This window comes from Arthrobacter sp. Y3221114 (genome assembly GCF_059092625.1).
In genome coordinates, this window is record NZ_JBNHHW010000006.1 from 53,053 (window position 1) to 77,803 (window position 24,751).

At 65.4% G+C, this 24,751-nt stretch carries 19 protein-coding genes; 14 read left to right on the forward strand and 5 right to left on the reverse strand.

The features are described from left to right. Window positions 1-137: 137 nt before the first annotated feature. Window positions 138-908, reverse strand: a complete 771-nt coding sequence (locus AC5RV3_RS13665; RefSeq protein ID WP_494122609.1) for a WecB/TagA/CpsF family glycosyltransferase — start codon at window positions 906-908, stop codon at window positions 138-140. A 270-nt stretch (window positions 909-1,178) separates the two neighbouring features. On the opposite strand from AC5RV3_RS13665, the gene gmd reads away from it, so the two are divergent. The 4 genes from gmd (at window position 1,179) to AC5RV3_RS13685 (ending at window position 5,946) form a co-directional block, all read left to right on the forward strand. Then, window positions 1,179-2,207: a GDP-mannose 4,6-dehydratase gene (gene gmd / locus AC5RV3_RS13670; RefSeq protein ID WP_494122610.1), complete on the forward strand. Its 1,029-nt coding sequence runs from the start codon at window positions 1,179-1,181 to the stop codon at window positions 2,205-2,207. A gap of 8 nt (window positions 2,208-2,215) precedes the next feature. Further along, window positions 2,216-3,214, forward strand: coding sequence for a GDP-L-fucose synthase family protein (locus AC5RV3_RS13675; RefSeq protein WP_494122611.1), 999 nt, complete (start codon window positions 2,216-2,218; stop codon window positions 3,212-3,214). Between the two features lie 108 nt (window positions 3,215-3,322). Beyond that, the gene (locus tag AC5RV3_RS13680) at window positions 3,323-4,819 is read left to right on the forward strand and encodes a phosphohexomutase domain-containing protein (protein ID WP_494122612.1); all 1,497 of its coding nucleotides are present in this window, start codon (window positions 3,323-3,325) and stop codon (window positions 4,817-4,819) included. A gap of 29 nt (window positions 4,820-4,848) precedes the next feature. Further along, window positions 4,849-5,946: a mannose-1-phosphate guanylyltransferase gene (locus tag AC5RV3_RS13685; protein ID WP_494122744.1), complete on the forward strand. Its 1,098-nt coding sequence runs from the start codon at window positions 4,849-4,851 to the stop codon at window positions 5,944-5,946. Here AC5RV3_RS13685 and sufU read toward each other — a convergent pair. Then, a complete protein-coding gene (gene sufU, locus AC5RV3_RS13690) occupies window positions 5,943-6,404 on the reverse strand; it encodes a Fe-S cluster assembly sulfur transfer protein SufU (RefSeq protein ID WP_494122613.1) in 462 nt (153 codons plus the stop codon). The genes AC5RV3_RS13685 and sufU overlap by 4 nt on opposite strands. 1 nt (window position 6,405) lies before the next feature. Beyond that, window positions 6,406-7,722 (reverse strand): cysteine desulfurase, encoded by a 1,317-nt coding sequence (locus AC5RV3_RS13695; protein WP_494122614.1) that lies wholly within the window; start codon window positions 7,720-7,722, stop codon window positions 6,406-6,408. Window positions 7,723-7,978: 256 nt separating this feature from the next. Here AC5RV3_RS13695 and AC5RV3_RS13700 point away from each other — a divergent pair, with 256 nt between their 5' ends. Beyond that, window positions 7,979-9,622, forward strand: a complete 1,644-nt coding sequence (locus AC5RV3_RS13700; RefSeq protein ID WP_494122615.1) for a RecQ family ATP-dependent DNA helicase — start codon at window positions 7,979-7,981, stop codon at window positions 9,620-9,622. A 56-nt stretch (window positions 9,623-9,678) separates the two neighbouring features. On the opposite strand, the gene AC5RV3_RS13705 is transcribed toward AC5RV3_RS13700, so the two are convergent. Continuing rightward, a complete protein-coding gene (locus AC5RV3_RS13705; RefSeq protein WP_494122616.1) occupies window positions 9,679-12,588 on the reverse strand; it encodes a PKD domain-containing protein in 2,910 nt (969 codons plus the stop codon). 377 nt (window positions 12,589-12,965) lie between these two features. On the opposite strand from AC5RV3_RS13705, the gene AC5RV3_RS13710 reads away from it, so the two are divergent. The 6 genes from AC5RV3_RS13710 to AC5RV3_RS13735 all read left to right on the forward strand — a co-directional run bounded on the left by AC5RV3_RS13710 (window position 12,966) and on the right by AC5RV3_RS13735 (window position 18,965). Next, on the forward strand, window positions 12,966-13,706 hold the full coding sequence (locus AC5RV3_RS13710) for a hypothetical protein (RefSeq protein ID WP_494122617.1): 741 nt from the start codon (window positions 12,966-12,968) through the stop codon (window positions 13,704-13,706). A gap of 23 nt (window positions 13,707-13,729) precedes the next feature. Next, complete coding sequence (locus AC5RV3_RS13715; RefSeq protein ID WP_494122618.1) at window positions 13,730-15,100, forward strand: O-antigen ligase family protein; 1,371 nt, start codon at window positions 13,730-13,732, stop codon at window positions 15,098-15,100. After that, entirely contained in the window at window positions 15,097-16,335 is a 1,239-nt protein-coding gene (locus AC5RV3_RS13720) for a hypothetical protein (protein ID WP_494122619.1), read from the forward strand. The genes AC5RV3_RS13715 and AC5RV3_RS13720 overlap by 4 nt, the downstream gene beginning before the upstream one ends. A gap of 7 nt (window positions 16,336-16,342) precedes the next feature. Further along, window positions 16,343-17,194 (forward strand): sulfotransferase, encoded by an 852-nt coding sequence (locus AC5RV3_RS13725; protein WP_494122620.1) that lies wholly within the window; start codon window positions 16,343-16,345, stop codon window positions 17,192-17,194. 92 nt (window positions 17,195-17,286) lie between these two features. Further along, the gene (locus tag AC5RV3_RS13730) at window positions 17,287-18,033 is read left to right on the forward strand and encodes a hypothetical protein (protein WP_494122621.1); all 747 of its coding nucleotides are present in this window, start codon (window positions 17,287-17,289) and stop codon (window positions 18,031-18,033) included. Further along, window positions 18,030-18,965: a glycosyltransferase family 2 protein gene (locus tag AC5RV3_RS13735; RefSeq protein WP_494122622.1), complete on the forward strand. Its 936-nt coding sequence runs from the start codon at window positions 18,030-18,032 to the stop codon at window positions 18,963-18,965. Before AC5RV3_RS13730 ends, AC5RV3_RS13735 begins: the two co-directional genes overlap by 4 nt. Here AC5RV3_RS13735 and AC5RV3_RS13740 read toward each other — a convergent pair. Continuing rightward, window positions 18,940-20,031, reverse strand: coding sequence for a sulfotransferase domain-containing protein (locus tag AC5RV3_RS13740; RefSeq protein WP_494122623.1), 1,092 nt, complete (start codon window positions 20,029-20,031; stop codon window positions 18,940-18,942). The genes AC5RV3_RS13735 and AC5RV3_RS13740 overlap by 26 nt on opposite strands. Window positions 20,032-20,321: 290 nt before the next feature. Here AC5RV3_RS13740 and AC5RV3_RS13745 point away from each other — a divergent pair, with 290 nt between their 5' ends. The 3 genes from AC5RV3_RS13745 to AC5RV3_RS13755 are packed head-to-tail and all read left to right on the forward strand — an operon-like array spanning window position 20,322 to window position 24,692. Continuing rightward, window positions 20,322-21,977 carry a GumC domain-containing protein gene (locus AC5RV3_RS13745; RefSeq protein ID WP_494122624.1) on the forward strand — a complete coding sequence of 552 codons (1,656 nt, stop codon included), beginning with the start codon at window positions 20,322-20,324 and terminating at the stop codon, window positions 21,975-21,977. Between the two features lie 15 nt (window positions 21,978-21,992). Continuing rightward, window positions 21,993-23,639, forward strand: a complete 1,647-nt coding sequence (locus AC5RV3_RS13750; RefSeq protein ID WP_494122625.1) for an oligosaccharide flippase family protein — start codon at window positions 21,993-21,995, stop codon at window positions 23,637-23,639. 24 nt (window positions 23,640-23,663) lie between these two features. Next, a complete protein-coding gene (locus tag AC5RV3_RS13755) occupies window positions 23,664-24,692 on the forward strand; it encodes a glycoside hydrolase family 26 protein (protein ID WP_494122626.1) in 1,029 nt (342 codons plus the stop codon). Window positions 24,693-24,751 lie beyond the last annotated feature (59 nt).

A 24,751-nucleotide genomic window follows, 5' to 3' on the forward strand; every position in this document is an offset into this window, starting at 1 on the left:
CTCCGAGGCGGAGGGCATCAGCCCGTAGAATAGCTTGCGTTTGAATTACCATTTGCCTTCAATCCTCGATCAAGCTTGGTCAAGTCTTTGGCTAAACCGCGTTTTCTGCAGGAACGCGGAAGTCAGGCTGCGTACCGTTAGCGCCCCTTGATAAAGACGGACCATATGAACCGAGCGTTACCAAGCAAATAGCGCTTCCAAAGTCGTCTGGGTTCGGTCATCAGCCGATACAACCATTCCAGGCCGAGAGTCGACATCCATTCCGGCGCGCGTCGGATAGTTCCGGCGGAGAAGTCGAAGGCGGCGCCAACTGCTATAGCCGTCACTGGCATGGTCATGGCGAGTCTTCTCACCTCAATGTCCTGCTTAGGGGTCCCCAATCCGACCCATACGATATCGGGACGCGCCGCGCGTATGATGTCGTCTTGATCACAAAGTTCTTCCTCAGAAAGTGTGCGAAACGGCGGACTGATCGTTCCGACAATGTGGACTCCTGGAAACTTCCTCAGAAGTTCCCTTTCCAATCTTTCGAGAACTGATGGGGTTGCTCCTAAGAGAAAGTGTCGAAGGCCGAGATCTTTTCCTAATTCCATTACATCTTCGAATAATTGAGGCCCGGCGACTTGCCGAAGGCGCGGGATGTGACCCCGCAATTTCGAAGCCCAGCTTATTGGTCTACCATCAGGCAGCACGACGCCGCTCTCGACCAAAGAGTGATATTCAGGAGACTTTTCACCGAGGGCAATCGTGTAGGCGTTTGCTAGATGGATATGAATTCCACGGCCCTGGGGCTGTAACGCTCTCCCAACGATGGCCTTCGCAGCATTCTCCGCATCTGCGGCGATAAAGGACAGGCCGCCTACGGTGTGCGTATGCTTGAGTGGCCCGATTACACTGGTAGGTGTCATTTGTCTGGTATCTCCTACGGGACTGGCTCACGTTACTTGGCCGGGTGGACTGCTGAGCGTGCGACGAGCTGGTCCAACTTCGAAGGCCTTTTCTTACACACATGGCGTACGACTGGCCTTATTTTATCTCATACTCTACGTCTTCTCGAACGCGTCGCTCGGAGGACTCTAGAGGTTCGACACCATGACGAGGCTCAATGACGATAGTATGGTGGGCACTGGCCTCTGTTTCAGGGCAAATATTAGCAACCTCAATAACATCGGGGAAAAATGACAAAGCGTGCTTTCATCACTGGGATAACGGGGCAGGACGGGTCCTATCTCGCTGAGCTACTCTTAGCTAAGGGTTATGAAGTGCATGGACTGATGCGTCGTGCTTCGACGTTCAATACCGCCCGCATTAATCACCTCTACACAGATCCTCATGATCCAACAGCCAAACTGTTTCTCCATTACGGTGACCTTTCCGATGGTGCCCGTCTCGTGACGTTGCTTGCTGAAATCAGGCCCGATGAGGTATACAACCTAGCGGCACAATCGCATGTGCGTGTTTCCTTTGAGGAGCCCGAGAACACCGGAAATACCACGGGTATGGGGTCGATCCGCCTGCTGGAAGCTGTTCGAATGGCGGGAATCGACACACGGTTCTACCAGGCTTCGTCTTCCGAAATGTTTGGGGCGACGCCGCCTCCGCAGGATGAGGAGACGCCGTTTTATCCGCGGTCCCCATATGGTGCGGCGAAGGTCTACAGCTATTGGGTGACGAAAAATTACCGTGAGGCGTATGGGATGTACGCGGTCAACGGGATCCTGTTCAACCATGAGTCCCCTCGGCGTGGTGAGACTTTCGTGACGCGCAAGATCACCCGCGCCGTTGCCGCCATTAAGGCCGGACAGCAGGAACATCTATACATGGGCAATCTTGATGCAGTGCGTGACTGGGGCTACGCGGCCGAGTATGTGGAGGGCATGTGGCGGATGTTGCAAGCTGACGAGCCCGAAGACTTCGTGCTGGCCACCGGTGTCGGTTACACCGTCCGCGACTTCTTGCAGGTGTCCTTCGAACATGCGGGCTTGCATTGGGAAGACCATGTGAAGTTTGACGAGCGGTACTTGCGTCCTACCGAGGTCGACGCGCTGATCGGCGACGCCTCCAAGGCACACGCGAAGCTGGGTTGGAAAGCTACGGTTGAGACACCGGAGCTCGCCCGAATCATGGTCGACGCCGACATTGAAGCTCTCAAGTGCGCTGGCAGCCACTGGATCGACAAGATTGCGCTTGAGAGTTGGGGGCAGTAAGCGTGGCCGTGAGCAATCCCAGTGCGGTCAGTGCCGGCGACAATGTTGCTTTCACGCCGGGTCCGCTGGACCGGGAAGCTGGGTTCTACGTAGCAGGACACCGCGGGCTAGTCGGCTCAGCGATCTGGAGAAACCTGGAAGCAAACGGCTTCACGAACCTGATCGGCAGCACTTCTACAGAACTCGATTTAAAGGACCGGGAACGGGTGTTCGCGTTCTTCGCCGACAACCGACCCCGGTACGTGGTGCTTGCCGCGGCGAAGGTCGGCGGCATCATGGCGAACAACACCTATCCGGTCGACTTCATCAGCGACAATCTGCGCATTCAGGTGAACGTCCTAGACGCTGCCCGGGAACACGGGGCGGAACGTGTTCTGTTCCTGGGGTCATCATGCATCTACCCGAAGTTTGCTGAACAGCCGATCCGTGAGGACTCGCTGCTGACCGGGCATCTGGAACCGACCAACGACGCCTACGCCATCGCGAAAATCGCGGGGATCATGCAGATTCAGGCGGTTCGCCGGCAGTATGGGTTGCCGTGGATTTCGGCGATGCCGACGAACCTGTACGGACCCGGGGACAATTTCTCCCCGACCGGTTCGCACGTGCTACCAGCACTGGTCCGCCGCTACGACCACGCCGTCAAGACGGGCGCAGACACGGTAACGAACTGGGGTACAGGATCGCCACGGCGGGAGTTCCTGCACGTGGATGACATGGCCGCAGCCTGCCTCCACCTGCTCGAGCACTACGACGGCCCCGATCAGGTCAACGTCGGGACCGGCACTGATGTCACCATCAAGGAACTCGCTCAATTGGTGGCCGATGCTGTCGGGTTCACAGGCGCTATGGAATGGGACACTTCGAAACCGGACGGTACACCGCAAAAACTGCTCGATGTGTCAAAACTCGCCGAAGCCGGCTGGACCGCTCAGATCGGTTTGGAAGACGGTATCAATAACACCGTCGCCTGGTACCGAGACAACCTCGGCACTATCCGCGGGTAAAAAGCCCGCTGGAAATTGCCACAAAAAAGTGCCAGGGCAGGGCAGCTGACCCGGCTAGGGCCGTTTTCCGACGCGTTCACGCACGAGCCCCGATCCTTGGAGAACAAAGTGGTCACTGCACCTGATACTGCCGGAGTAGATCTCGGCCTGTCCTTCAAGGCCTACGACGTCCGCGGGATCGTGGGCGAAACCATTACGGCGGTGACCGTCGAGGCAACCGGTGCCGCGTTCGTGGACGTGTTGTCCCTGGCCGGGCAGACCGTGCTGGTGGGTGGCGACATGCGTCCGTCCTCGCCGGAGTTCGCCGCCGCGTTCGCCCACGGTGCGGCCGGCCGCGGGGCCAATATCCGCATGCTGGGGCTGATCTCCACCGACGAGCTCTACTACGCCTGCGGATCCCTGGACGCCGCAGGGGTGGTGTTCACCGCCAGCCACAATCCCGCGCAGTACAACGGCCTGAAGATGGCCAAGCCCGGGGCGGTTCCGGTCTCCTCGGATACCGGCATGTTCGACATCCGCGACCTGGCGCAGAAGTACCTCGAGACCGGCATCCCCGACGGCACCGAACCCGGGACCATCAGCGAAACCAACGTGCTGGCCGGTTACGCCTCCTACCTGCGCTCCCTGGTAAACCTGGCCGGCATCCGTCCGCTGAAGGTAGTGGTGGACGCCGGGAACGGCATGGCCGGCATGACCACCCCCGCCGTGCTGGGCGACACCCTGCTGCCGGCGCTGCCGCTGAAGATCGTGCCGCTGTATTTTGAGCTGGACGGAACCTTCCCCAACCATCCGGCCAACCCCTTGGAACCGGAAAACCTGGTGGACCTGCAGGCCGCGGTCCTCGAGCACGGGGCGGACATCGGCCTGGCCTTCGACGGCGACGCCGACCGGTGCTTCGTGATCGATGACACCGGGGCGGTGGTCTCCCCATCGGCGATCACTGCCCTGGTCGCCCGGCGGGAAATCGCCCGCGCCCGCGCCGCCGGCGAAGAAATCCCGGCGGTGATCCACAACCTGATCACCTCCCGCGCGGTGCCCGAAACCATCACCGCCGCCGGCGGACGCCCGGTGCGCACCAGGGTGGGGCACTCATTCATCAAGGCGCACATGGCCGAGGAGAAGGCCGTGTTCGGCGGCGAACACTCCGCCCACTACTACTTCCGCGACTTCTACAACGCCGACACCGGCATGCTCGCCGCCATGCACGTGCTCGCCGCCCTCGGCGAGCAGGAGTCGCCGCTGTCCGCTCTGGCCGCCGAATACGACCCGTACCATGCAACCGGCGAACTGAACTCCCAGGTCGAAGACAAGGACGCCGCCATCGCCCGCGTGCTGGCCGACTTCGCCCCCGCCCTCGCGTCCGACCCCACCGCGGCCGGAACCGACACCACCGCCGGCAGCTGCCCGGCCGCCTACGCGGGCACCGGGGTAGGCGTGGACCGGCTCGACGGCACCACCGTGATCGCCGACGACGGCTCCTGGTGGTTCAACCTGCGCCCCTCCAACACCGAACCCTTCCTGCGGCTGAACGCCGAAGCCACCAACCCGGCGCTGCTCAACACCCTCCGCGAACACGTGCTGGGCTCGGTCAGGAGCGAAGCGTGACGGCCATAGGCTTCGATCATTTAAATGCCATGGATCGTTTTTATGCGGTGATTCCGGCGGGCGGGACCGGGACGCGGTTGTGGCCGTTGTCCCGGGCGGCGGCGCCGAAGTTTTTGCACGACCTGACCGGTTCCGGGTCCACACTGATTCGCGCCACCTACGCCCGCCTGGAGCCGTTGTGCCAGGGGCGGACCCTGGTAGTGACCGGCAAGTTGCACCGGCATGCGGTGTGCGCACAGTTGCCCGAGCTGCAGGATGCGAACCTGGTGCTGGAACCGGAGCCGAAGGACTCGGCGGCGGCGATCGGGCTGGCCGCGGCGATCCTGTACCGGCGGGATCCGCGGATCATCATGGGTTCCTTCGCCGCGGACCAGGTGATCACCCCGGTGGAGGACTTCCAGCAGGTGGTTCGCGAGGCGGTGCACACCGCGGCCGAGGGCTACATCGTCACGATCGGGATCACGCCGACGCATCCGGCCACCGGCTTCGGGTACATCCGCTCTGCCGGGGCGCTGCAGGTCCCCGGGGCGCCTTCCGCGCAGGCGGTGGCGGAGTTCGTGGAGAAGCCCGACGAGCAGGTGGCCCGCGGCTACCTGGAGACGGGGGAGTATTCCTGGAACGCCGGCATGTTCGTGGCGCCGGTGGACCTGCTGCTGAAGCACCTGGAGACCAGCGAACCCGAGCTCTTTGCCGGGCTGACCGAGATCGCCGAGGCCTGGGACACCCCGGCCCGCGGCGCGGTGATGCGCAGGATCTGGCCAGACCTGCCCAAGACGGCGATCGACTACGCGGTCGCCGAACCCGCGGCGGCCGCCGGGGACGTGGCGATGATCCCCGGTTCCTTCTCTTGGGACGACGTGGGCGACTTCGCCGCCATCGGACGGCTGAACACCGCCAGCGAAACCTCCGGGCTCACGGTGCTCGGCGAAGGGGCGAGGGTCTTCGCGGAGTCGGCCACGGGCGTCGTGGTCTCCGACACCAAACGCGTGATCGCGCTGATCGGCATCGACGACGTCGTCGTGGTCGACACCCCGGACGCGCTGCTGGTGACCACCAAGGAACACGCCCAGAAGGTGAAGTCCACGGTGGAACAGCTCAGGGCCAGCGGAGACACCGACGTCCTCTAGTTCGCTGCCAGTAAGGCTTCCTCCAGCGCCACCCACGCGAGCATGGCGCACTTAACCCGCGCCGGGTACCGGGAGACGCCGGAGAACGCGGCCGCATCTCCGAGGATTTCTTCGTCGGCCTCGATGCTCCCCCGCGAGCGCATCAACTCGCGGAAGTTGTCCACCACCTTCAGCAGCTCCTCCCGCTCCATGCCCTGCGCCAAATCGCTCAGCACCGATGCGGAGGCCATCGAGATGGAGCAGCCTTGGCCGTCCCAGCTGACGCCGGAGAGCATGGTTGCAGCGCCGTCCTCGTGCACGGCGGCGCGGAGCGTGATTTCGTCGCCGCAGGTGGGATTGAGCATGTGCGACTCGCCCGACTTGTCACCGGGCGGCGGATCCGCCAGGGGCGCCCCGTGCCGTTTCTTGGCGTGCTCCAGGATGATCTGCTGGTACAGCTGCTGCAGTTCAGCACTCACGTCAGTTAACTCCAAAGAACGGGCGGACCCCGGCGACGGCCTCCAGGAAGGCGTCGACGTCGTCCGTGGTGTTGTACAGATAGGTGCTGACGCGGGTGGTGGCCACCAGGCCGAGCCGCCGGTGCAGCGGCTGCGCGCAGTGGTGGCCGACGCGCACGGCGATGCCCTTGTCGTCCAGGAACTGCCCGACGTCGTGGGCATGGACGCCTTCGACATCGAAGGCGGCCAGCCCGATCCGCTCGGTGCCGGCGGCCGGGCCGAGCACCCGGACACCGTCGATGGCCACAAGCCCGGCCACCAGCCGCTGCCCCAGTTCCGCCTCCCAGGCATGGATCCGGTCCATCCCGGTCTCCCGGAGGTAGTCGACCGCCGCGGCCAAGGCCACCGCCTGCGAGATGCGCTGGGTCCCGGCTTCGAAGCGTTGCGGGGACGGCAGGTACTCGGCCTGCTCCATGGTCACGGTCGTGATCATGGAACCGCCGGTCAGGAACGGCGGCATGGCGTTGAGCAGCTCCGCCTTCCCGTACAGCACGCCGATGCCGGTGGGGCCCAGCATCTTGTGTCCGGAGAAGGCGGCGAAGTCCACGTCCAGCGCCTTCACGTCCACGGCCATGTGCGGCACCGACTGGCAGGCATCGAGCACGACGACGGCGCCCGCCTCCCGGGCGAGCGCCACCAGGTCCGCCACCGGGTTGATGGTCCCCAGCACATTGGAGGCGTGGGTGAACGCCACCACCTTGGTGCGCGGACCGATGACCTGCGCTGCCTCGTCGAGGCGCAGCGCACCGGCGTCGTCTACCGGGATGAAGCGCAACGTGGCGCCGGTGCGGAAGGCGAGCTCCTGCCAGGGGATCAGGTTGGCGTGGTGCTCCATCTCGGTAACCACCAGCTCGTCGCCGGGCCCCAGCGCAAAACGCGACGCGGCCTCCCCGCCGCGGCCGGCACTGGCGTTGGAAAAGGCATAGGCGACCAGGTTGATGGCTTCGGTGGCGTTGGAGGTCCAGACCACTTCGTCGATGCCGGCATTAATGAAGCCTGCGACCGTTTCCCGCGCGTTCTCGAAGGCATCGGTGGCGGAGACCGCCAACATGTGCGCGCCGCGGTGGACGGCGGCGTTGCGCTGTTCGTAGTACTCCTGCTCCGCCTCCAGCACGGAGAGCGGATTCTGCGACGTGGCGCCCGAATCCAGGTAGACCAGCGGCGAGCCGTTCACCTGCTGGTCGAGGATCGGGAAGTCGTTGCGGATGCGCCGCGCCTCGGCGTTGTCGATCATGCCGGCGGCATGCTTGAGGGTTGCGGGGGTGGATACCACAGACACCTGGGGTGCTCCTTGGATCGATGGCTGGAACCAGTTTGTCCCGCTATTGGCCGACAATACGCAAGACAAGTCTGCGCTAATCATCCCACTTCAGCGGGTGCGGGGTCACCTGAGCCATGCCTTACCCGCAGGCCCCGGTCACCGCGAGCGACGGCTGGACTGTCGTCGCGCCGCCCTTGACGGCTATATACAAACCCCTGCGGATTCGTTAGAAACGAACTGGAACCCCTTCATTGACCCGACCTGCAGGAGCCTGATGCCCGAACATTCCCGGACGCCCGACCACGACGACTTGAGCAGGGTGGCCAAAGAATCCTTCGGCTGGGACGTCCTCCGCGAAGGGCAGTTGGACGCCATGGCTGCGGCCGCCCGCGGTGAGGACGTCCTGGCCGTGATGCCTTCGGGTCACGGAAAGTCCGCCATCTATCAGGTTCCTGCGGTCGCGTTGCCGGGCACCGCCGTCGTTATTTCCCCGCTGATTGCGCTGCAGTACGACCAGGTGGATGCCATCAACGGCGGTCTGGGCGCACAGCTGGCCTTCGCGGTGAATTCGCAGCTGAGGGCGTCCTCGGAACGGGCGGCGTGGGACGCGATGGCCAGCGGCGAGGCGAAGTTCCTTTTCCTGGCGCCGGAACAATTGGCCCGTGAAGAGACCCTGCTGCGGTTGGCGGAACAGGACATCTCGCTGCTCGTGGTCGACGAGGCGCACTGCATCTCGTCGTGGGGACACGATTTCCGGCCCGACTACCTGATGCTGACCTCGGTGGTGAAGCGGTTGGGGCACCCGCCGGTCATCGCGCTGACGGCCACCGCATCACCGCACACCAGGACGGAGATCATCGACCGGCTGGGCATGCGCGACCCGTTCATCAACGTGCAGGGTTTCGACCGGCCGAACCTGAACCTCCAGGTCCTGCGGCATCACGAGGACGGCGGCAAGCGGCGGGCCGTGGTGGACCAGGTGGCCGAACTTGGCGGGCCAGGCCTGTTATACACGGCCACCCGCAGGGACACCGAGAGATACGCCGCCGAGCTGGCCGAGCGCGGCCTGCGGACGGACGCCTACCACGCAGGCCGGAAGGCGGCGGACCGTGAGGCGATCCACGAGCGTTTCCAAGAGAACGGGGTGGACGTGGTGGTGGCCACCTCGGCCTTTGGCATGGGGATCGACAAGCCGGATGTGCGGTTTGTGGTTCACGCGGACATCCCGGATTCGCTGGACAGTTACTACCAGGAGATCGGCCGCGCAGGACGGGACGGTGAACCGGCGCGGGCCATTTTGCATTACCGGTCCGAGGACCTGGGCCTGCAGCGTTTCTTCGCCGGCGGCGCCCCCGACCCGGACGAGCTCGCAGGCGTTTTCAGCGCCGTCCGGGACCACGGTCCGCTCCGGCCCGCCGCACTGCGCGAACACACCGGCCTGTCGCAGCGGAAACAGTCCCGCCTGCTCAACTTCCTGGAGCACAGCGGCAGCATCACCGTGAACCGCAAGGGCTACCGGGCGGTCGGCGGCGCGGACCCGGCGTCGGCTGCGGAAAGTGCACTGGCGGAAGCCGATGCGCGGCACCGGATCGACGAGTCCCGGATCGAAATGGCCCGCGGTTACGCCGAGACGGATCATTGCCGGCGCGACTGGTTGCTGAACTACTTCGGCGAAGAGACGGACGGTTACTGCGGCAATTGCGACAACTGCGAGGCCGGGTCCCAGGCTGCGGCCGAAGCCCGGGAGGCGGCAATGCCGGCGGGATATGAGATCCAGCGTCCGGTGAAGCACCGCGAGTGGGGGCCAGGCATCGTCATGGGGACCCAGCCCGACCGCATCACGATCCTGTTCGAATCGGTCGGCTACAAGGACATCGCCCTTTCGGCCATCGAGTCGGACGAAGGCCTGTTAAAGTAGGCAGACCCCGCCGGCTCACTGAGCCGGCGGGGTCTGCTTGCTGCCAGTTGTTGCCTTTACGGCGCCGCGGGACGTATGACGATGGTGCCCATCACGGCGTTGGCGGTGGCGCTGTCAGCGGTAGCGGTCAGGCCACCCGCCCTGGTACCGGAGACCGGGCCGTTGCTGTCGGCTACCAGCCAGCTCAGGTGCCCGGCGCCCGTACCGGCGCCGGTCTGGCGAACTGTCACGCCGGCAGGTGCCGTCCAGGACGTCGTCGACGCGGTCTTATCCGCCCAGTACGAGAGCACCCAGTCACCGGCCGCCGCAGCCATCACCGGCGTGGTGTGAGTTGCCCGGCTCACGGTTTCCCGCTCAAAGCCGAAGGACGCGGCACTGACCTGCGCCCCGCGGTAGGCCGTGACTGCCAGGGAACCACGCGTCCATTCGGCCGTGCGCACCGTCGCCGTCGCCCCGGCATCCTGCGCCGTGGCAACCTTCGAGTACAGCACCGAGCGCATGGACGTCGTCCCGGCCTCAGCCGCCAAGGTCCATCCCGCCGGCGGCGTCAGTTCGACGGTTCCCGAGTTCGCCGTGAACGCCGCGACCAGCACGTCGCCGGCCTCGACCTGCGCCGGCAATTGGACGCTGTGGTTCATGACCGACCCGGTGTTGGAGCTGGCCACCGAACCCACGAACGCCACCCTGGCGGACGGTTCCGGCTCCGACGAACCCGAAACCGTCACCGTCCGGGTCACCGACGCGGTTGCACCGGCGGCATCCGTCACCGTCAGCGTCACGCCGTAACTGCCCGCCGCGGTGAAGGTGTGCGAGAACACCTCGCCCGTAGCCGTAGGTCCACCCGCGACCCGCCAGGCGTGAGAAGCGATCGCACCATCAGGATCGGATGAACCCGAACCATCGAACACGCAGGTCAGCCCGTCGCATTCCTGCGTGAACGATGCCACCGGAGCCTGGTTCTGCGGCGGAGCGGACGTGCTGGCTCGTGCGATGAGTGACCGGCCGGCCCAGTTGGCGCCGTCCAGGCCCGGGCCGCTGACCGCCGCGGTGGTTCCGGACACCCGGCCATCACGGCCGGCGGGTTCGGTCCAGTTCACCGCATTGAGGTTGCCGTTGGCGGAGGCCCAGTACAGGGTGTTTCCGGCCAGGAACATGCCGCTCACGTTGCGCCAGTCCATGCCTGCGGCCGCACCGGTGATGACGTGCTGCTGGGCGCCGATGGTGCCGGCGTCCAGCTCGAAATAGCGCATGTACAGGTTGGGCTGGCCCTGGACCGTGTAGTACATCCGTCCGTTGGAGTAGAACAGGCCGGTCATGTCCTGAAGCTCCTGGCCCAGGTTGGCCAGTTTGTAGCTGGAGGTCTGCCGGCCGAATGAAGCCAGGTCCGTTCTGTTCAAGTTCCGCAGGTTGACCTGCTCGGCCGCGCCGATCTGCGTTCCGTTGAAGGAACGCTTTTCCATGGTCCCGTTGGCCATGGCCAGGTAGAGGGAACCGCCGGCCACGAAGCCGCCCCGGACATTGGCCCAGTCCACGTTGCCGGAGGGCGCCCCGGTGACGGGAGTGGCCCTGCGGCCGTCGAAGTAGACCTGCTGGACCGTGCCGGATCCCGACTTCAGGACATCGACGGGAAGCCTCGGTGCGCTAGCCGTAGCCGCCGCGTAGCCGCCTGCCAGCGGGAAATGCGCGATCCTTGCCCGGTACTGGGAGTTCGCGATCCGATCGGTGTCGGACCCGACCCACAGGCCGGTGGCGGTGGCCAGCAGGTCGAAGACTCCACGACCGCGGTCCCGTCCGGGGTTCCACGCCAAGGCCATGCCGTTGGCAGAACTGAGCACGCCAATGCCTTCGCGGACTTCCGCACCGGGTCCCGCCGCGTCACCGACGAACGGGTTGTTCGTCCAGCGGTTGTGTCCGCCGAAGTAGATGTGCGCGCCGACGTGCTCCAGGGCATAGATGCTGTCGCCGCCGACCCAGTTGATCCAGGTCGGGTCAAGCTGCTGGCCGGAAGCGGCGGTTTCCCAGCGCGCAATGCTGTCGCAGAGGCTGGGCGGACCGGAGCCATAGCCGCCAAACGTCGAGACAGCCAGGTTCGACCCGTCCGGGGCAAAGTCCAAATCGTTCACGTAGTAGGCCCGCTGGAAGTTGCAGCGGGCATCGTAGCGGTCGGTGTGCCAGTTTTGGTCCACGGAAGCTGTCGCACCGGCGAGGTTGATTTTGGCGATCTGGTTTCGATCCGCACCGTTGACCGTGGCGAAGTGCCCGGTGATGAACATGGTGTTGCCGTCCGGGGTGGTGTCGAACTTGTGGACGAAGACGTTGATCCCGGCGTCGCCGGTGCCTGTCGCGCCACCGACGAACTCGAAGTTCACGGTGGGTCGCAGCGCACCGGACGATGCATCCAGCTCGGCGAGCTTGCTGCGTGGTTGCCCGCCAATGGTGTCGAATTCACCCCCGATGAACAGCCGGTTGCCCACCAACTTCATGTCATGCACCACCGAGTTGATTTGCCCCGGATTGAAACCGCTGATGCGGGCACCGTTGCTCACCGAGAGCCTGGTGACCTTCTGCACGCTGGCTCCGTTCAAGGTTCCGAACTGCCCGCCGACGTACACGGACTGCCCGTCCGCGGATGCCACCACGCTGCGGACCGTGCTGTTGAAGTTCGGTGCGAACGAATTGCTGATCGCGCCGGTGTTCTTGTTGAACGCGACGATGCGGTTGCGGACCAGTTCGGGGCCTCCCGTGCTCGCCTGCACCCGTGTGAACGAGCCGCCAAGGATGATCATGTCCCCCGCTTCCGCGATGGAGAACACGATGCCGTCGAGCACGTGCGGCGTGTAGTTGACTGGGTTCGCCCGCACCACCTGGTTGTGGCTAACGTCGGCGGCCACGGCCGCGCCGGGCGTTGCCAATCCCATGCCGGCGACCAGCAGTAGCCCCGTAAATATGGATAAGAGTCTTCGCATTGTTATTCCTGTTCTCCCCCGGTTCCGCTTTCGCGGCGGAATAGCTGCGGCCCCCTCATTCGGCATCCCGGATATGCAATTCGGGATCAAAGAAAAGACCCTAGGCTGCACCAATACTGCCGGGGATCAAAGAGCACGGAAACACTCGGCAATGGCTTGCGGCTACCAGTTCTTCTTTCGCTCTACTCGAATTCCTCCGGACCGCTACGGGTCATATACCCGGTCTTTCCGACCCCGGTAACGGTGTTGGGGCAGACCGGGTATCTGAAACCTTTTTCTGCACCGTCAATGGCCATACGATCGGGTCAGCTTCGTTCCCCGGCGCATTGGATCCGGGGTGCGGCAGCCTCGTTCTTGAGCTTCATCTGGGGGGAAGAATGAAACGAACGATTGCCCATGGCTGTGCCGCGCTCGGCCTGGTCCTGGCCTTGTCCGCCTGCAGCAATGGTGCCGATCCTGCGGCGGACGGTTCGCCCACAGTGGACGGGAGGGCAACCGGGACTCCGGCTAATGGAACCAAGTCCGGCATCGGCAATGAAAAGGGGGCCACGGCTACTCCGTCCCCCGCGACCACGCCTGGTGCGGCCAAGAAAAAATCGCCTGACGCAGCCGCCAAGAAGGACACGCCTGGCGCTGCCGCCCAGGAGGATCCGCTGGCGAAGCTCGACCTCAACCACCACGGCAACCTGCCGGCGGAAGTCGGCGAGGCTGGAGTGCTCGGCGAACCGACCGGGGAGAAGTTCGCCGAGATGGAGGCCAGTGAGATCCAAGCCGATTTCACGTGCACGGCGGACACCGCCCTACCGAGCATCAACGGGCAATTTGTCGCCATCCATTTCTCGGTGAAGGCGCACCCCGAGCTGCCGGAATCCGGCTGGCCCTATTTCGCCATGTCGGTGCACGATTTCCGCGCCTGGGACGGCGACGGCGAACAGGTGGTGGATCCAGTCGGCAACAGCGAGGGCTGTGTGCCCGAGGCCGAACTGCTGCCCAATCCGGTAAATCCCGGCGGCGACGCCGAGGGGCTAATCATCCTGGATGTCCCGGAGGGCAACGGTTCGGCTTCGTTCCGGATGGGCGGCTTCGAGGGCGCTTACGGCTGGGAATGGTCCTGGTAAATAACGGCACAGGGGGCATCTTGATGTTGGGGGCAAAAAATCGGGGGGCGCTGCACGCGTGGCCCTTCGTGGTGTTCTTTGCCGGTTTTCCGGTGTGGTGGCTGTTGGGGTTCGGGGTGCTGGGTTTCCTGCTCATGGCAGCGCCCCTGGGCTACTATCTGCTGCGCCGGCGCGCGGTGCTGCTCCCCCACGGTTTCGGGATCTGGTGGTTGTTCCTCGCCGTAGCTGCCATCGGTGTCGTCGTGCTCTGGATTCCGGTCCCGGGGCTGCTGCCCGAAGAAGGACCTGAGCGCCTTCTGCCGTGGGCCTACCGGATGGCGTGGTTCGTCGCGGTCACCATCGTCATGCTGTATATCGGCAACACCTCCGAGCGGGAACTCCCCCGCAGGCGCATCGTGCTGTTGATGGCGTGGATGTTTGTCATCACGGTCGTCGGCGGATATGCCGGACAGTTCCTCTCGCGGGTGGACTTCCCGTCCCTGCTGGAGGCGGCACTGCCGGCCCAGCTGGCCTCGAACGCGTTCCTGAACGGCTTGATCCACCCCGGCCTGGCCCAGGTGCAGGGCATTCTCGGATTCGACAACCCACGGCCAAAGGCGCCGTTCGAGTATGCGAATTCCTGGGGCGCAAACTTCGGCATGTTCCTGCCGTTCTTTATGCTCTCCTACGCCTATGTGCGGAATTGGTGGCAACGTGCGCTTTGGGCCGCAATATTGGTGGCTTCGGTGCCGCCGGTTATTTTCTCGCTCAACCGCGCGCTGTGGCTCGGTCTTGCCGTCCTGGCCCTGGCAGCAGGCATTCGGATGGCCTTGCGCGGCAAAGTACTGGTTCTCATTGCGATGGCCGCCGCTTTCGTGGCCGGTTTGATGGCGGTACTGCTGACTCCTTTGGGCTATCTGGTGCAGGCACGGCTGGAAAATCCGCACAGCAACCAGGGCAGGTTCAATCTGGCCAAGCGAAGCATCTCCACGATGCTGGACCAATCGCCCGTCATCGGCTTCGGCGCCCCGCGGACCCAACAGAACAACTTTTACTCCATCGCAGCCGGCGCTACCGCGGATTGCAGCCAGTGCTCGCCGCCGCAGCTGGGCACCCAGGGTGCACTCTGGTACCTCATCTTTTGCACCGGCATACTCGGTACGCTCCTGTTCCTCTGGTTCATCTTCCGGAGGTATCTGCCGGCGCTACGGACACGCGACCGGGAGTCGGCAGCCATGCTCTACGTCTTCCTCTTTTTCCTCTGCGTGCTGCCGTTCTACGACACCATCGCCGCCCCGCTGATGACCCTGATGATAGGCGTCGGCCTGCTGTGGCGGCGGGAACTGGAACAGCGGCATCCGCCCCACCTTTGGGCGAGCCACCGGAAGCAGCGATCGAAGGAGCCGGTTTCATGAAAACAATCCGCAACAGCCCGGCGCTGGAGGATCTGGTGGCCACCGTGGAGCAGCTGTTCCCGGATTCAATCGTCAGCGCCGGCCCCGTCGGGCCCGGACGGCATGCCTTCCGCCTGGTGCCCGGCCCGCGACGGCCGCGCCTGCTGGTCCCGGCCCACTGCAGGGCGGCGGCAGCAGATGCGGTAGACCGCCCCAGCGCCAACGACTCGTTCAGCCGTTCGGCGCAGCGGTGGCTGCTCGCCAAGCTGCTGGCGTCGCCGGGGGGCGCGGCGCTGATGCCCTACGGGCTGAACGTCACTCCCGGGTCCGGATCCATCAGCGACTACTTGACCGACATCGTGGGCGCCCCGGTGATGCTGTCCCTCTCCGTAGGCTCCGCGAGGGCGAACCGGAAGCCGGTCCTGAACGTCCACACGGCAGAGGGGCGGGAAATCGGATTCGCCAAGGTGGGACTCAACGACTTAACGAACGCCTTGGTGGACCATGAGCACGGCGCGCTGCGGGCCCTGGCCCGTCAACGGTCGGCTTCTTTTGCAGTGCCGGAGGTGATTCACCACGGCAACTGGCGCGGCAACGCGGTCTTGCTGATGACCGCGCTGCGCCCTGACAGGCGCCGCGTACAGAACGGGGTCCCGGTAGAGGCGGCCGCGGCGATCGCTGCAACCGGCACCATCGGCTCCTGCACCGTGGAGTCGGGGTCCTGGTTCACCCGGCTGCGGCGGCAGCTGACGACGCTGCACGGCACGAGCGAGAGCGTGCTGCCGGAGCTGGCCGATGCCTACGGCGAGCGCTTCGCCGGCTTGGACGTCCCTTTTGGCGCGTGGCACGGCGACTTTGGTGCCTGGAACCTGGCTGCCACCGCCGGACCACCCCTGGTCTGGGACTGGGAACGGTACGCCGAGGACGTCCCGCTGGGCAGCGACGTTGTCCACTACCTGGCCCACCCGGCATTGCGGGCCGTGGACGATCTGGCCGCCGCCCGCCGTTCTCTCGGCGTCGGCTGCCGCCCCGTGCTGGCACAGGCAGTCTGCCGCAGCGCGGGGCCGGATGCTGCCCGCGACCCCGCGGTACTGGACGCGCTGGTACTGGGCTACCTGCTGACGATCGCCACCCGGTTTACTCTCGACAGCCTGACCCGTGACGGGACCGCAGTCCGCCCGTTGGCACGCTGGCACCAGCGGGTACTGGCAGACCGGCTGGAGCATCCCGCCCTCACCACCTTCGGCAAGAAATGAGAGATCGATGACTATGACCGAACGGCTCAGCAGTTCCGCCCGCGCTGCTGCCCGCACCGCGGCCACGTCAGTGGGCCAGCTCAGCGCCGATTTCCGGATGCGTCCGTCATTCTTGATCGCCGGCGCCCAACGCTGCGCCACCACCAGCCTGTTCCGCATGTTGGCGCAGCACCCTCGGGTGCGTCCGCCGCTGTTGAACAAGGGCATTCACTTCTTCGACACCGCGGACCGTTTCCGGCGCGGGACGCGGTTCTATGCCGGGCATTTTCCCCTGCGCCGCGCGGGTGGGGAAGAGATCACCGGCGAAGCCAGCCCGTACTACCTTTTCCACCCCCTGGCACCCTGGCGGATCGCACAGGAGCTGGGACCGGTGAAAATTATCGTGCTGCTGCGCGACCCGGCCGAGCGGGCGTTCTCCGCCTACAAGCAGGAGTACGGCCGGGGATTCGAGACACTCGGTTTCGCCGAAGCGCTGCGAGCCGAACCGGGCCGCCTGGCCGGTGAAGAAGAACGGATCATCACCGACCCGGGCTATCAGTCGTTCGCGCACCAGCACCACGCCTACCGTGCCCGTGGCCGGTATGCGGCACAACTGGAACGCATGTTCGACGCCGTAGGGCGGGAGCACGTATTGGTGCTGGACGCCGACGACTTTTTCCAGCCGGGGCTGCCGCAGTGGGACCAGTTGCTGGAGCACCTGGGGCTGCCGGATGGCCGCCCGCCCACGACTGTGCATTCCAATTCCCGTCCCAGCCAGCCGATGCCGGAGCGCTTGCGCCGCCAGCTCCGCGACGATTTCGTTGATGACGACGAACGGCTCGCCCGGCTGCTGGGCGTCACTCCGAGCTGGCGCAGATAGCAGTGGCCGAGATGAAGATTCAGGACCGACCCCTGCATCGGCCGGCACCGCTCCGGCAACCGAACGGCCGACATGGATCAAAGTATCGCGGCATGATACGCGCCAACTGGCGGACCGGCTGCGCCGTGCTTGCCGCCACGCTGGCCGCCGGGTTGGGACTACACGTCGCCAAGGAACCCGAATACACCGCCCGCACCGACGTGGTGGTCGTGGCCGTCTCCGACTTGGCCCTCAGCGATGCCCTCGTGATGGATGTTTCCATCGACTCGGCCGTGCAGTTACTGCTCTCTGATCGGGTTTTGGGGCGGACGGCCCGCAGCCTGGATTACCCGGGAGGTACTGCCGCGCTATTGGACGACGTCACGGTTTCGCCCGTGGTCAACTCGCGGATCCTTCAACTCTACGTCTCAGCGCCCGAGGCGCGGACGGCTTACCGCGCGGTTGCCGCGCTGTCGGAAAACTTTCTTGAGGTGCGCAGCGAATCGCTTGCGGCGGCCACCCGGGACCGGGCGGAAGCAATTGCCGCCCAGAAGCGGGTCATCGAGCGCAGCATGCATGACCGGTCAATCCCGGCCGCCGCGAACACTGCTTTGCGAGTCGACACGCTCAGCCGCCAACACGCACAGCTCGAGGCAGAACTGACTGCCCTGAGCGTCCATGATCCGGAACCCGGCTATATCTCGCGGCCGGCAGTGCTGCCCGACCGCAGCAAGCGCACAGGGCTCCCCACTGCGATCGGGTCCAGCCTGGCGGCCGGACTGGCCTTGGCCGCGGCCATGGCCGCACGCAGCCAACGCCGGCGCGAACAGAGGTCTTCGAACGAGGGAAGGACGTCATGAACACACCTACCGGGCTGGAGGTCGATGCAGCCGTCGATGTCGTCATAGCCACGCACAACCGGCCGGAGCTGCTCCGCCAGGCGATCGGCAGCGTCATGGCGCAGGATTACCTCGGCGACATCCGTGTGACCGTGGTCCATGACCGCTGCGCTGAGGACCCGGCCCTGGCCAGAACCGATCCCCGGCGCCAAGTGCGGGTCATGTCGAACCGGCGCACTCCAGGACTGGCCGGCTCGCGCAACACCGGCCTGCTCGCCGCCGACGCACCGCTGGTGGCGTTTTGCGACGACGACGATGCCTGGCGTCCCGACAAACTGAGGCAGCAGGTGCAGGCCATGGTCGACCGGGCCGCCACGGCCTGTGTTACCGGCATCGAAGTCCATTACGGGGAAAAACGGTTGGTCCGCCTCCCCAACGTCCGGGAGATCACGGCCGGGCAACTCACCGCCAGCAGGCTGACCGGGGCACATCCGTCGACCTATCTCCTGCTGCGTGAGCACCTGCTCGAGAGAGTGGGGTTGGTGGACGAGGATCTGCCGTACGGCTACGGCGAGGACTATGACCTGCTGCTGCGCGCAGCCCAGCACGGCAAAGTGGCAGTACTCGCGCAGGTAGGAGCCGACGTGCTGTGGCACCCCGACGGTTCATATTTTTCCCGCCGCTGGGACGCGATGGCAGACGGCTTGGAGTATCTGATGGCCAAACATCATGCGATCACGGCAGACCGCCGGGGCCGAGCGTGGATGCAGGGCCAGAGGGCCTTCGCGCTGGCTGCACAGGGGAACCGCAGGGACGCCCTGCGCACGGCGGCCGGGTCGTTGGCCGGCAGCCTGCTGGAACCGCGGGCCTACCTTGCGCTGGCACTGGTGCTGAACCTGGTGAAGGCGCCAGCGGTGGTCCGGGCACTCAACGCCCGCGGCCGCGGGATTTGAGATTCGTGCTGCGCGCCACGGCATACGCGGCGCGCAGCGGGGCGCTGAGCACGCCGGCGATCCGCCGGTCCCGGGCCGGCATCTGCCGCCGCCAGGCCTCATCCAAACGGATTGGCAGCGCGCCGGTGCGGAACCGCATCGGGTTGCCGGCCACGGTGTGATGGGCAGCGAGTTGCACCTCCTGTGGCGTAATGTGTTCCATCGCCGCACCGGGGTTCACGCCGGCGAATCGGAGGACATCATGAACTGTTTCGCGTGGCCTGGCCATGAAATCCTCATAGTGGACGGTCATGACCGGCACGCGCAGCAGCGTCAGGGCGTGGAAAAGGACCCCGTAGACGGTCCAGCGGGTGACCGCGGCCGCCGTCGAGTACCGGGGCATGAGCGCATCGGCGCCCGTGCTCTCGGGACGCCTCACGACCTTGGCCCATGAGTACGCCACCCCGCGCGGGTCCCGGACCACGAGCACGCATCGAAGCCGGACCTTGGCGGCACGAAGCAGGTATGCGTAAGCGGGATGTTTGCTGGAGTCGATGATGAGACCGGCACCACTGACCTGGGCAATCGCCCCGTACAGGGAGTCGAGCCGATGCAGGAGGCGTTCCCGGGGCTTCCTGTGTCCCGGCAACGGCAACCCGGACGCCAGCTCCGGCAGGAAGCGGTTCCGCACGACCGCGAAACGGTCCCGAATTGCCTGTACGGAATCCACCCGTGCCCAGCCGCCGTATGCAGCCTCGCCAACCTGCTGCCAGAAACCGCACTCGCTGAACGGCAGGCCGCAGCCACAGAGCTCGTCGTCGCGCAGCCCCCGTTCCCACAGATGAAGCACTTCGCCCACGCCGACGGCATCAGGGCATTCTGCCAGGCAACGTTCCAGCAGGGTGGACCCGCTGCGGCCGAATCCGCCGAGCATCAGGACCGCCGGACGTTGCCGCCGTTGTAGCGCGCCGCCGTGTTTCCCCGCCGTCGTGAGCGGCCCCACGCGATGCACGCCGATGTCTTCCGGCCTTGCCGCATCCGCACGCGGCCCAACAGCAGGGCGACCGCTCGACATGTTGATCCCCATTACGACTCCCCCATGGCTGGGAGCCGTTCACCCGGCGCGGAATGCGCCGGCCGTTCGCCCCAGACTTGCCAATAATCACGGCGGCACGGAATCCTGTCAAGAATTTTGTGAAAACGCCCGTGCTATTGATGAAAGCGTTAATGTTTGCGCGGGCGGGCTATTCCGCACTCTGTGGTTCTGTGCAAGACTGGGCATCACGCATCGCTTGGGGGCATTTGGCGGGCGTTTTTTGGGGAAACTTTGGGGATGCCGGAGGCGAAAGCCAGTCGGCAAAAGTTGGGGGTTTAATCATGGACGATTCATCGGCGCGCCCAGCATTCTTTGGCCGTGCCATGCGCCGGCATTGGTTGTTGCTGCTGGCTGTGGTGCTGCTGGGAGTGCTTGGTGCCGGAGCCTATGTCGCGGGCAGCGTGCCCAAATATTCGTCGACCAGCGTTGTCTTCTTGGAACCGTTGTCGGGCAATCCGTTCTCGCCCGCAACTCCGCCGACGCGAAACGAGCAGCTCGCCGCCTTGACCACCGAGGCCGGGCTGGTCCACACGCAGGCCGTGGTCGAACTCGCCAGGGAATCGGTCTCGGATGCGCTCGGCGAAGACGCCGGGCAGCTCATCGCCACGGAGGTGCCGTCCAATTCCCAGGTAGTGCACATCACCTACAGCGCGGCCTCACCGGCTCAAGCGCAGTCCGTGGCCGGGGCGCTGGCCGAGGCCTATCTGCAGTACCGCAGCGACCGGGCCGCAGATGTACTGGAGGCCCGATCGGCGATGCACGATGAGCAGATCGCGTCTGCTACGCAACTGCTGGACGAGGCCTCCGCCGCGCTGAACACTGCGCGGACCGCAGAAAAACCAGATCAAGCGGCCGTACTGGACCTCGAGCAGCAGGTCTCCCTGTACGCCAACCAACTGGCGGAGATAAGGCTCGAGGCTTCGGACGCGCAGGCAGGATCCTTGGATCCCGGCGACATCATCGACCCGGCCAGCCTCCCCACCGTGCCTGATGGCGTGGACCCACTGCTGATTGCCGGGGGGATAGTCCTTCTGGCCATGGCAGTGGGGGTCGGGCTGGCTCTGTTGCGCGAGCATCTGCATCAGCGGATTCTTGACGGACCGGATCTGGTTTCCGCAGGAATAGGTCCGGTGCTCGGCACGGTGGAAGCGCTCCCGGCAGGGGGGAACGCGGAGGCCACCTTGGACGACTATCGCCGGCTGAGCAACGCCTTGCAGCGCGTGACGTTCCTGCCAAACAACACTGTTCTGCTTGCCGGGCTCTCGGAAGGAACGGCGGCACGGCAGGTGTCCGAAGGGCTGGTGCAGGCGTTCGAGGAGGCCGGTCTCCGCACCGTGGTGGTGATGGCGGACGGCACGGCACCGCTTGATGGCAAGGCGTCCGCTTCTGCGCAGGATGACGGAGCGGCAGGAAATGGTCTGAGCGAACTTCTGAACGGCCAGCTTCCGCCGTCCGAGGCCCGGACGCTGCTGGTTCAGGTCTCCGAGCACGTGTCAGTGCTGGAAACGGGGCGGGAGCCGCAGCGCCTGTCGGCGCTGGTTCAGCACCGTGCCCTGGACACCGTGCTGGCCACGCTGCAGAACGCCTCGGATTTGGTGCTCGTTGTTGGACCTGCAGCCGACTCGGCCACGGGCGGCTCCCTGATGCGCGCTTGCCGTGAGGCGGTGTTGGTCGCGGCACAGGGGCGGTCCACCGCCACGGAAGCTTCGGCGGCCCGCGACCTGCTCGGCAATGGTGGGGCTGCGATGCTTGGATCAGTGCTCCTCCGAAGGAGTTCCAGCCGGCGCAGGGCCACACCGCCCCAGCCCGCGATCCAACGCCAGGAAACGGCCAGCCCCGAACCGGTACCGGTAGGCGGTTCCGTCGACGGCGGCCTAGCCGACGGACCAGGCACGACGGAGACCGGCGAGCGGTCCCGGCCGCTCTCCCGCAGCTGACCGGTGGCGTCATCCGTGTTCGCCAAGGGAAACGGGCGCGTCCGGCCGGATGACGACGACGGCCAAGCTGCGGTCCGCCGGATAGCACGCTCAGGCAGTGTGAACATCCTGGGCAGCGGGATCTCTGCCGGGGCAAATTTCGTGGTCATCGTCCTGATCTCCCGGCTCTGGGATTTGGAGACCGCCGGTTCCCTGTTCGCCGTGACGTCGCTGTTCCTGATTGCCTTGGCATTGTGTCAACTCGGCGTGGACCAGGGGCTCATCCGGTTTATCGCGTGGAACAACGCTCGCTCCGAGAGCGGGCACAACCGCCGGCTGGTCGTGGAAGGCCTGCTGGCCGCCCTGGCCGCCAGCCTGGTCGTGATGGCCGCGGGCATGCTGCTGGCCGGGCCACTCGGACAGTTGCTCGGAGGTGCGCCGGCGACACGGGACGTGATCGTGGTCTTCGCCGCCGCGCTGCCCATTGGCGCAATTTACGAGCTTCTACTGGCCGTCTCACGGGGACTTGCGCACATGCGGCCGACGATCGTCGTCGAGCGTCTGCTGCGCCCCTGCCTGCAGCTTGCCTGCGTGCTGCTGGCAGGCGTATCAGGTGCCGACGCCGTAGGGTTGGCCCTGGCGTGGACGGCGCCCTACCTACTGGGGCTGGTTCTCGCGGCCGCAGGGCTGCTGCGGATCCTGCGGGCGAATCCGGGCTCGCTCACCGGCGCCTCATCGGGCACAGCCGTCATCGACTACCCCATCAAGGCCAACGCTGCGCGCGCCGCATTTTGGAAGTTTACGATCCCCCGCGGCTTGGCCCGGCTGGCGCAGGTCGGGCTGCAGCGGGCGGACATCGCGCTGGTCACGGTGCTCGCCGGCCCGTCGGCCGCCGCGCTGTACACCGCCGTCACGCGATTCCTGGTGGTGGGTCAGATGGCCACCAGCGCGATGCAACAGGTCAGTGAACCGCAACTTGCGCGGCTCCTCGCGCGCGGACAGCTGGACCAGGCCAAGATGGTGGCACGGAAGATGACGCTGTGGGCGGTCATGCTGACCTGGCCGGTGTACCTCTTGATCACTGCCTATGCCGAATGGCTCCTGAAGCTGTTGTTCGGTTCGTCCTTCGCCCTCGCGGCCGGAAGCCTGCAACTGCTGGCCTGCGCCATGCTGATCGGCGCGGCCATGGGTCCGCTGGACGTGTTGCTGTTAATGGCAGGGCGGAGCAGCCTGTCCCTGATCAACGTCACGCTGGCGCTGGCCGCCGATGTGGTGCTCTGCCTGTTGCTGGTCCCGGCGCTTGGCATCTTCGGAGCTGCGGCGGCGTGGGCCTCTGCGATCGTGCTCAAAAATGTCCTGTGTCTGGTCCAGGTGCACCGGACGCTGCACAGTGTGCCGACCTCGCGGGAGGTCGTGGCGATGGCCGCCTTCATGTTGCTGGTCTTCGGTGCGGCGCCGTGGCTGGCCGCACATGTGCTGGTGTGGCCGCCGGCGGTCCAGGTGGCGGTGCTGGCGGCAGCCGCGTTGATGTATGCGGCGGCGGTGTGGCGTCGCCGGGCGTCGCTGCTGCGCGGGACGCGGATGCGGGAAGTTCCGGAGGCCGCCGCCGGGTCGACAGGCACCCCGGAGGCCGGCCGGGGACACGCCGTCAGCCAGGCAGAGGCGGCCACTCATCAGGTGTGAATGCGCACTGCGGAGGAGACGCAGATGAGACGTCGTGTGCTGCTGCCTGCATTAGTTGCTGCCGTGGTATCCCTTGCCTCCTGCTCGCTGCCATTTTCGCAGGTCGATCGGTGGTCGCAGCCGACCTGCAACGTTCTGCTCGGCGTGGCCGCCAACCCGCTGCCAGGCCAGGACTGGGATGCCGCCCTGACCGATTTTGAGGCGGCGGCCGGACGGAACGTGGACGTGGTGCGCTATTACAAACGAGGCCAGGGAAAGATGTTTCCGGACGGGATTGAACTTGCGCGCAGCAGCGAACCAGGTCGAAACAGGATTCTTTTTTACAATTGGAAACCAGACGGGCTGACCTGGCGTCAGGTTGCCGACGGCGCCGCCGATCATTACCTTCTCCAATTGGCCCGCCACCTGGACGCGCATGCGAAGCAGCCGTTTTTCCTGTCGCTGAATGCGGAGATGGAAGACGAGGTTAACACGGACCCGGATTCCGGTCAGACTGCCGATGATTTCCGCCGGTTTTTCCGCCATGTCGTGTCGACACTGCGTACCAACGGGGTGGACAACGTGGTAACGGTGATGAACTACACCGGTGCCGAAAAGTGGACCGTGCAAGACTGGTTCGCCGATCTGTACCCCGGCGACGACGTGGTTGATTGGATTGCGCAGGATCCCTATGCCTACCCCGGGTCCGGCACCACGGACCTAGCTGGGCTCGTCAACCGCTCGAGCGGCGGGGCCTGGCCCGGTTTCTATGATTGGGCGGCGGAACAATACCCGGACAAGCCGCAGATGCTCGCCGAATGGGGTGTTGCGGCGGAACTTCCACCAGCCGGCGCCAAGGCCGATTTCTTCCGGACCGCCGCCGACGACCTCGCTGCACTGCCACGGCTGCGCGCGTTGGTTTATTGGAACCACTTTGGCCCTACCCAGGAAGACCATTTCGCCGTGGGTGACACCGCCATCGACTCGCGTCCGGAGGATTTGACCGCATTCCGCGAATTCATTGACGATGGCGCGCTGAATTCCCCTTCTGCATGCCGACTGGCGCACGAGTGAAGAGGCAGCGGCGCGGCCTTGCCGGCGAAAACAATGGGACGCACCTGAATCTCTGAAGC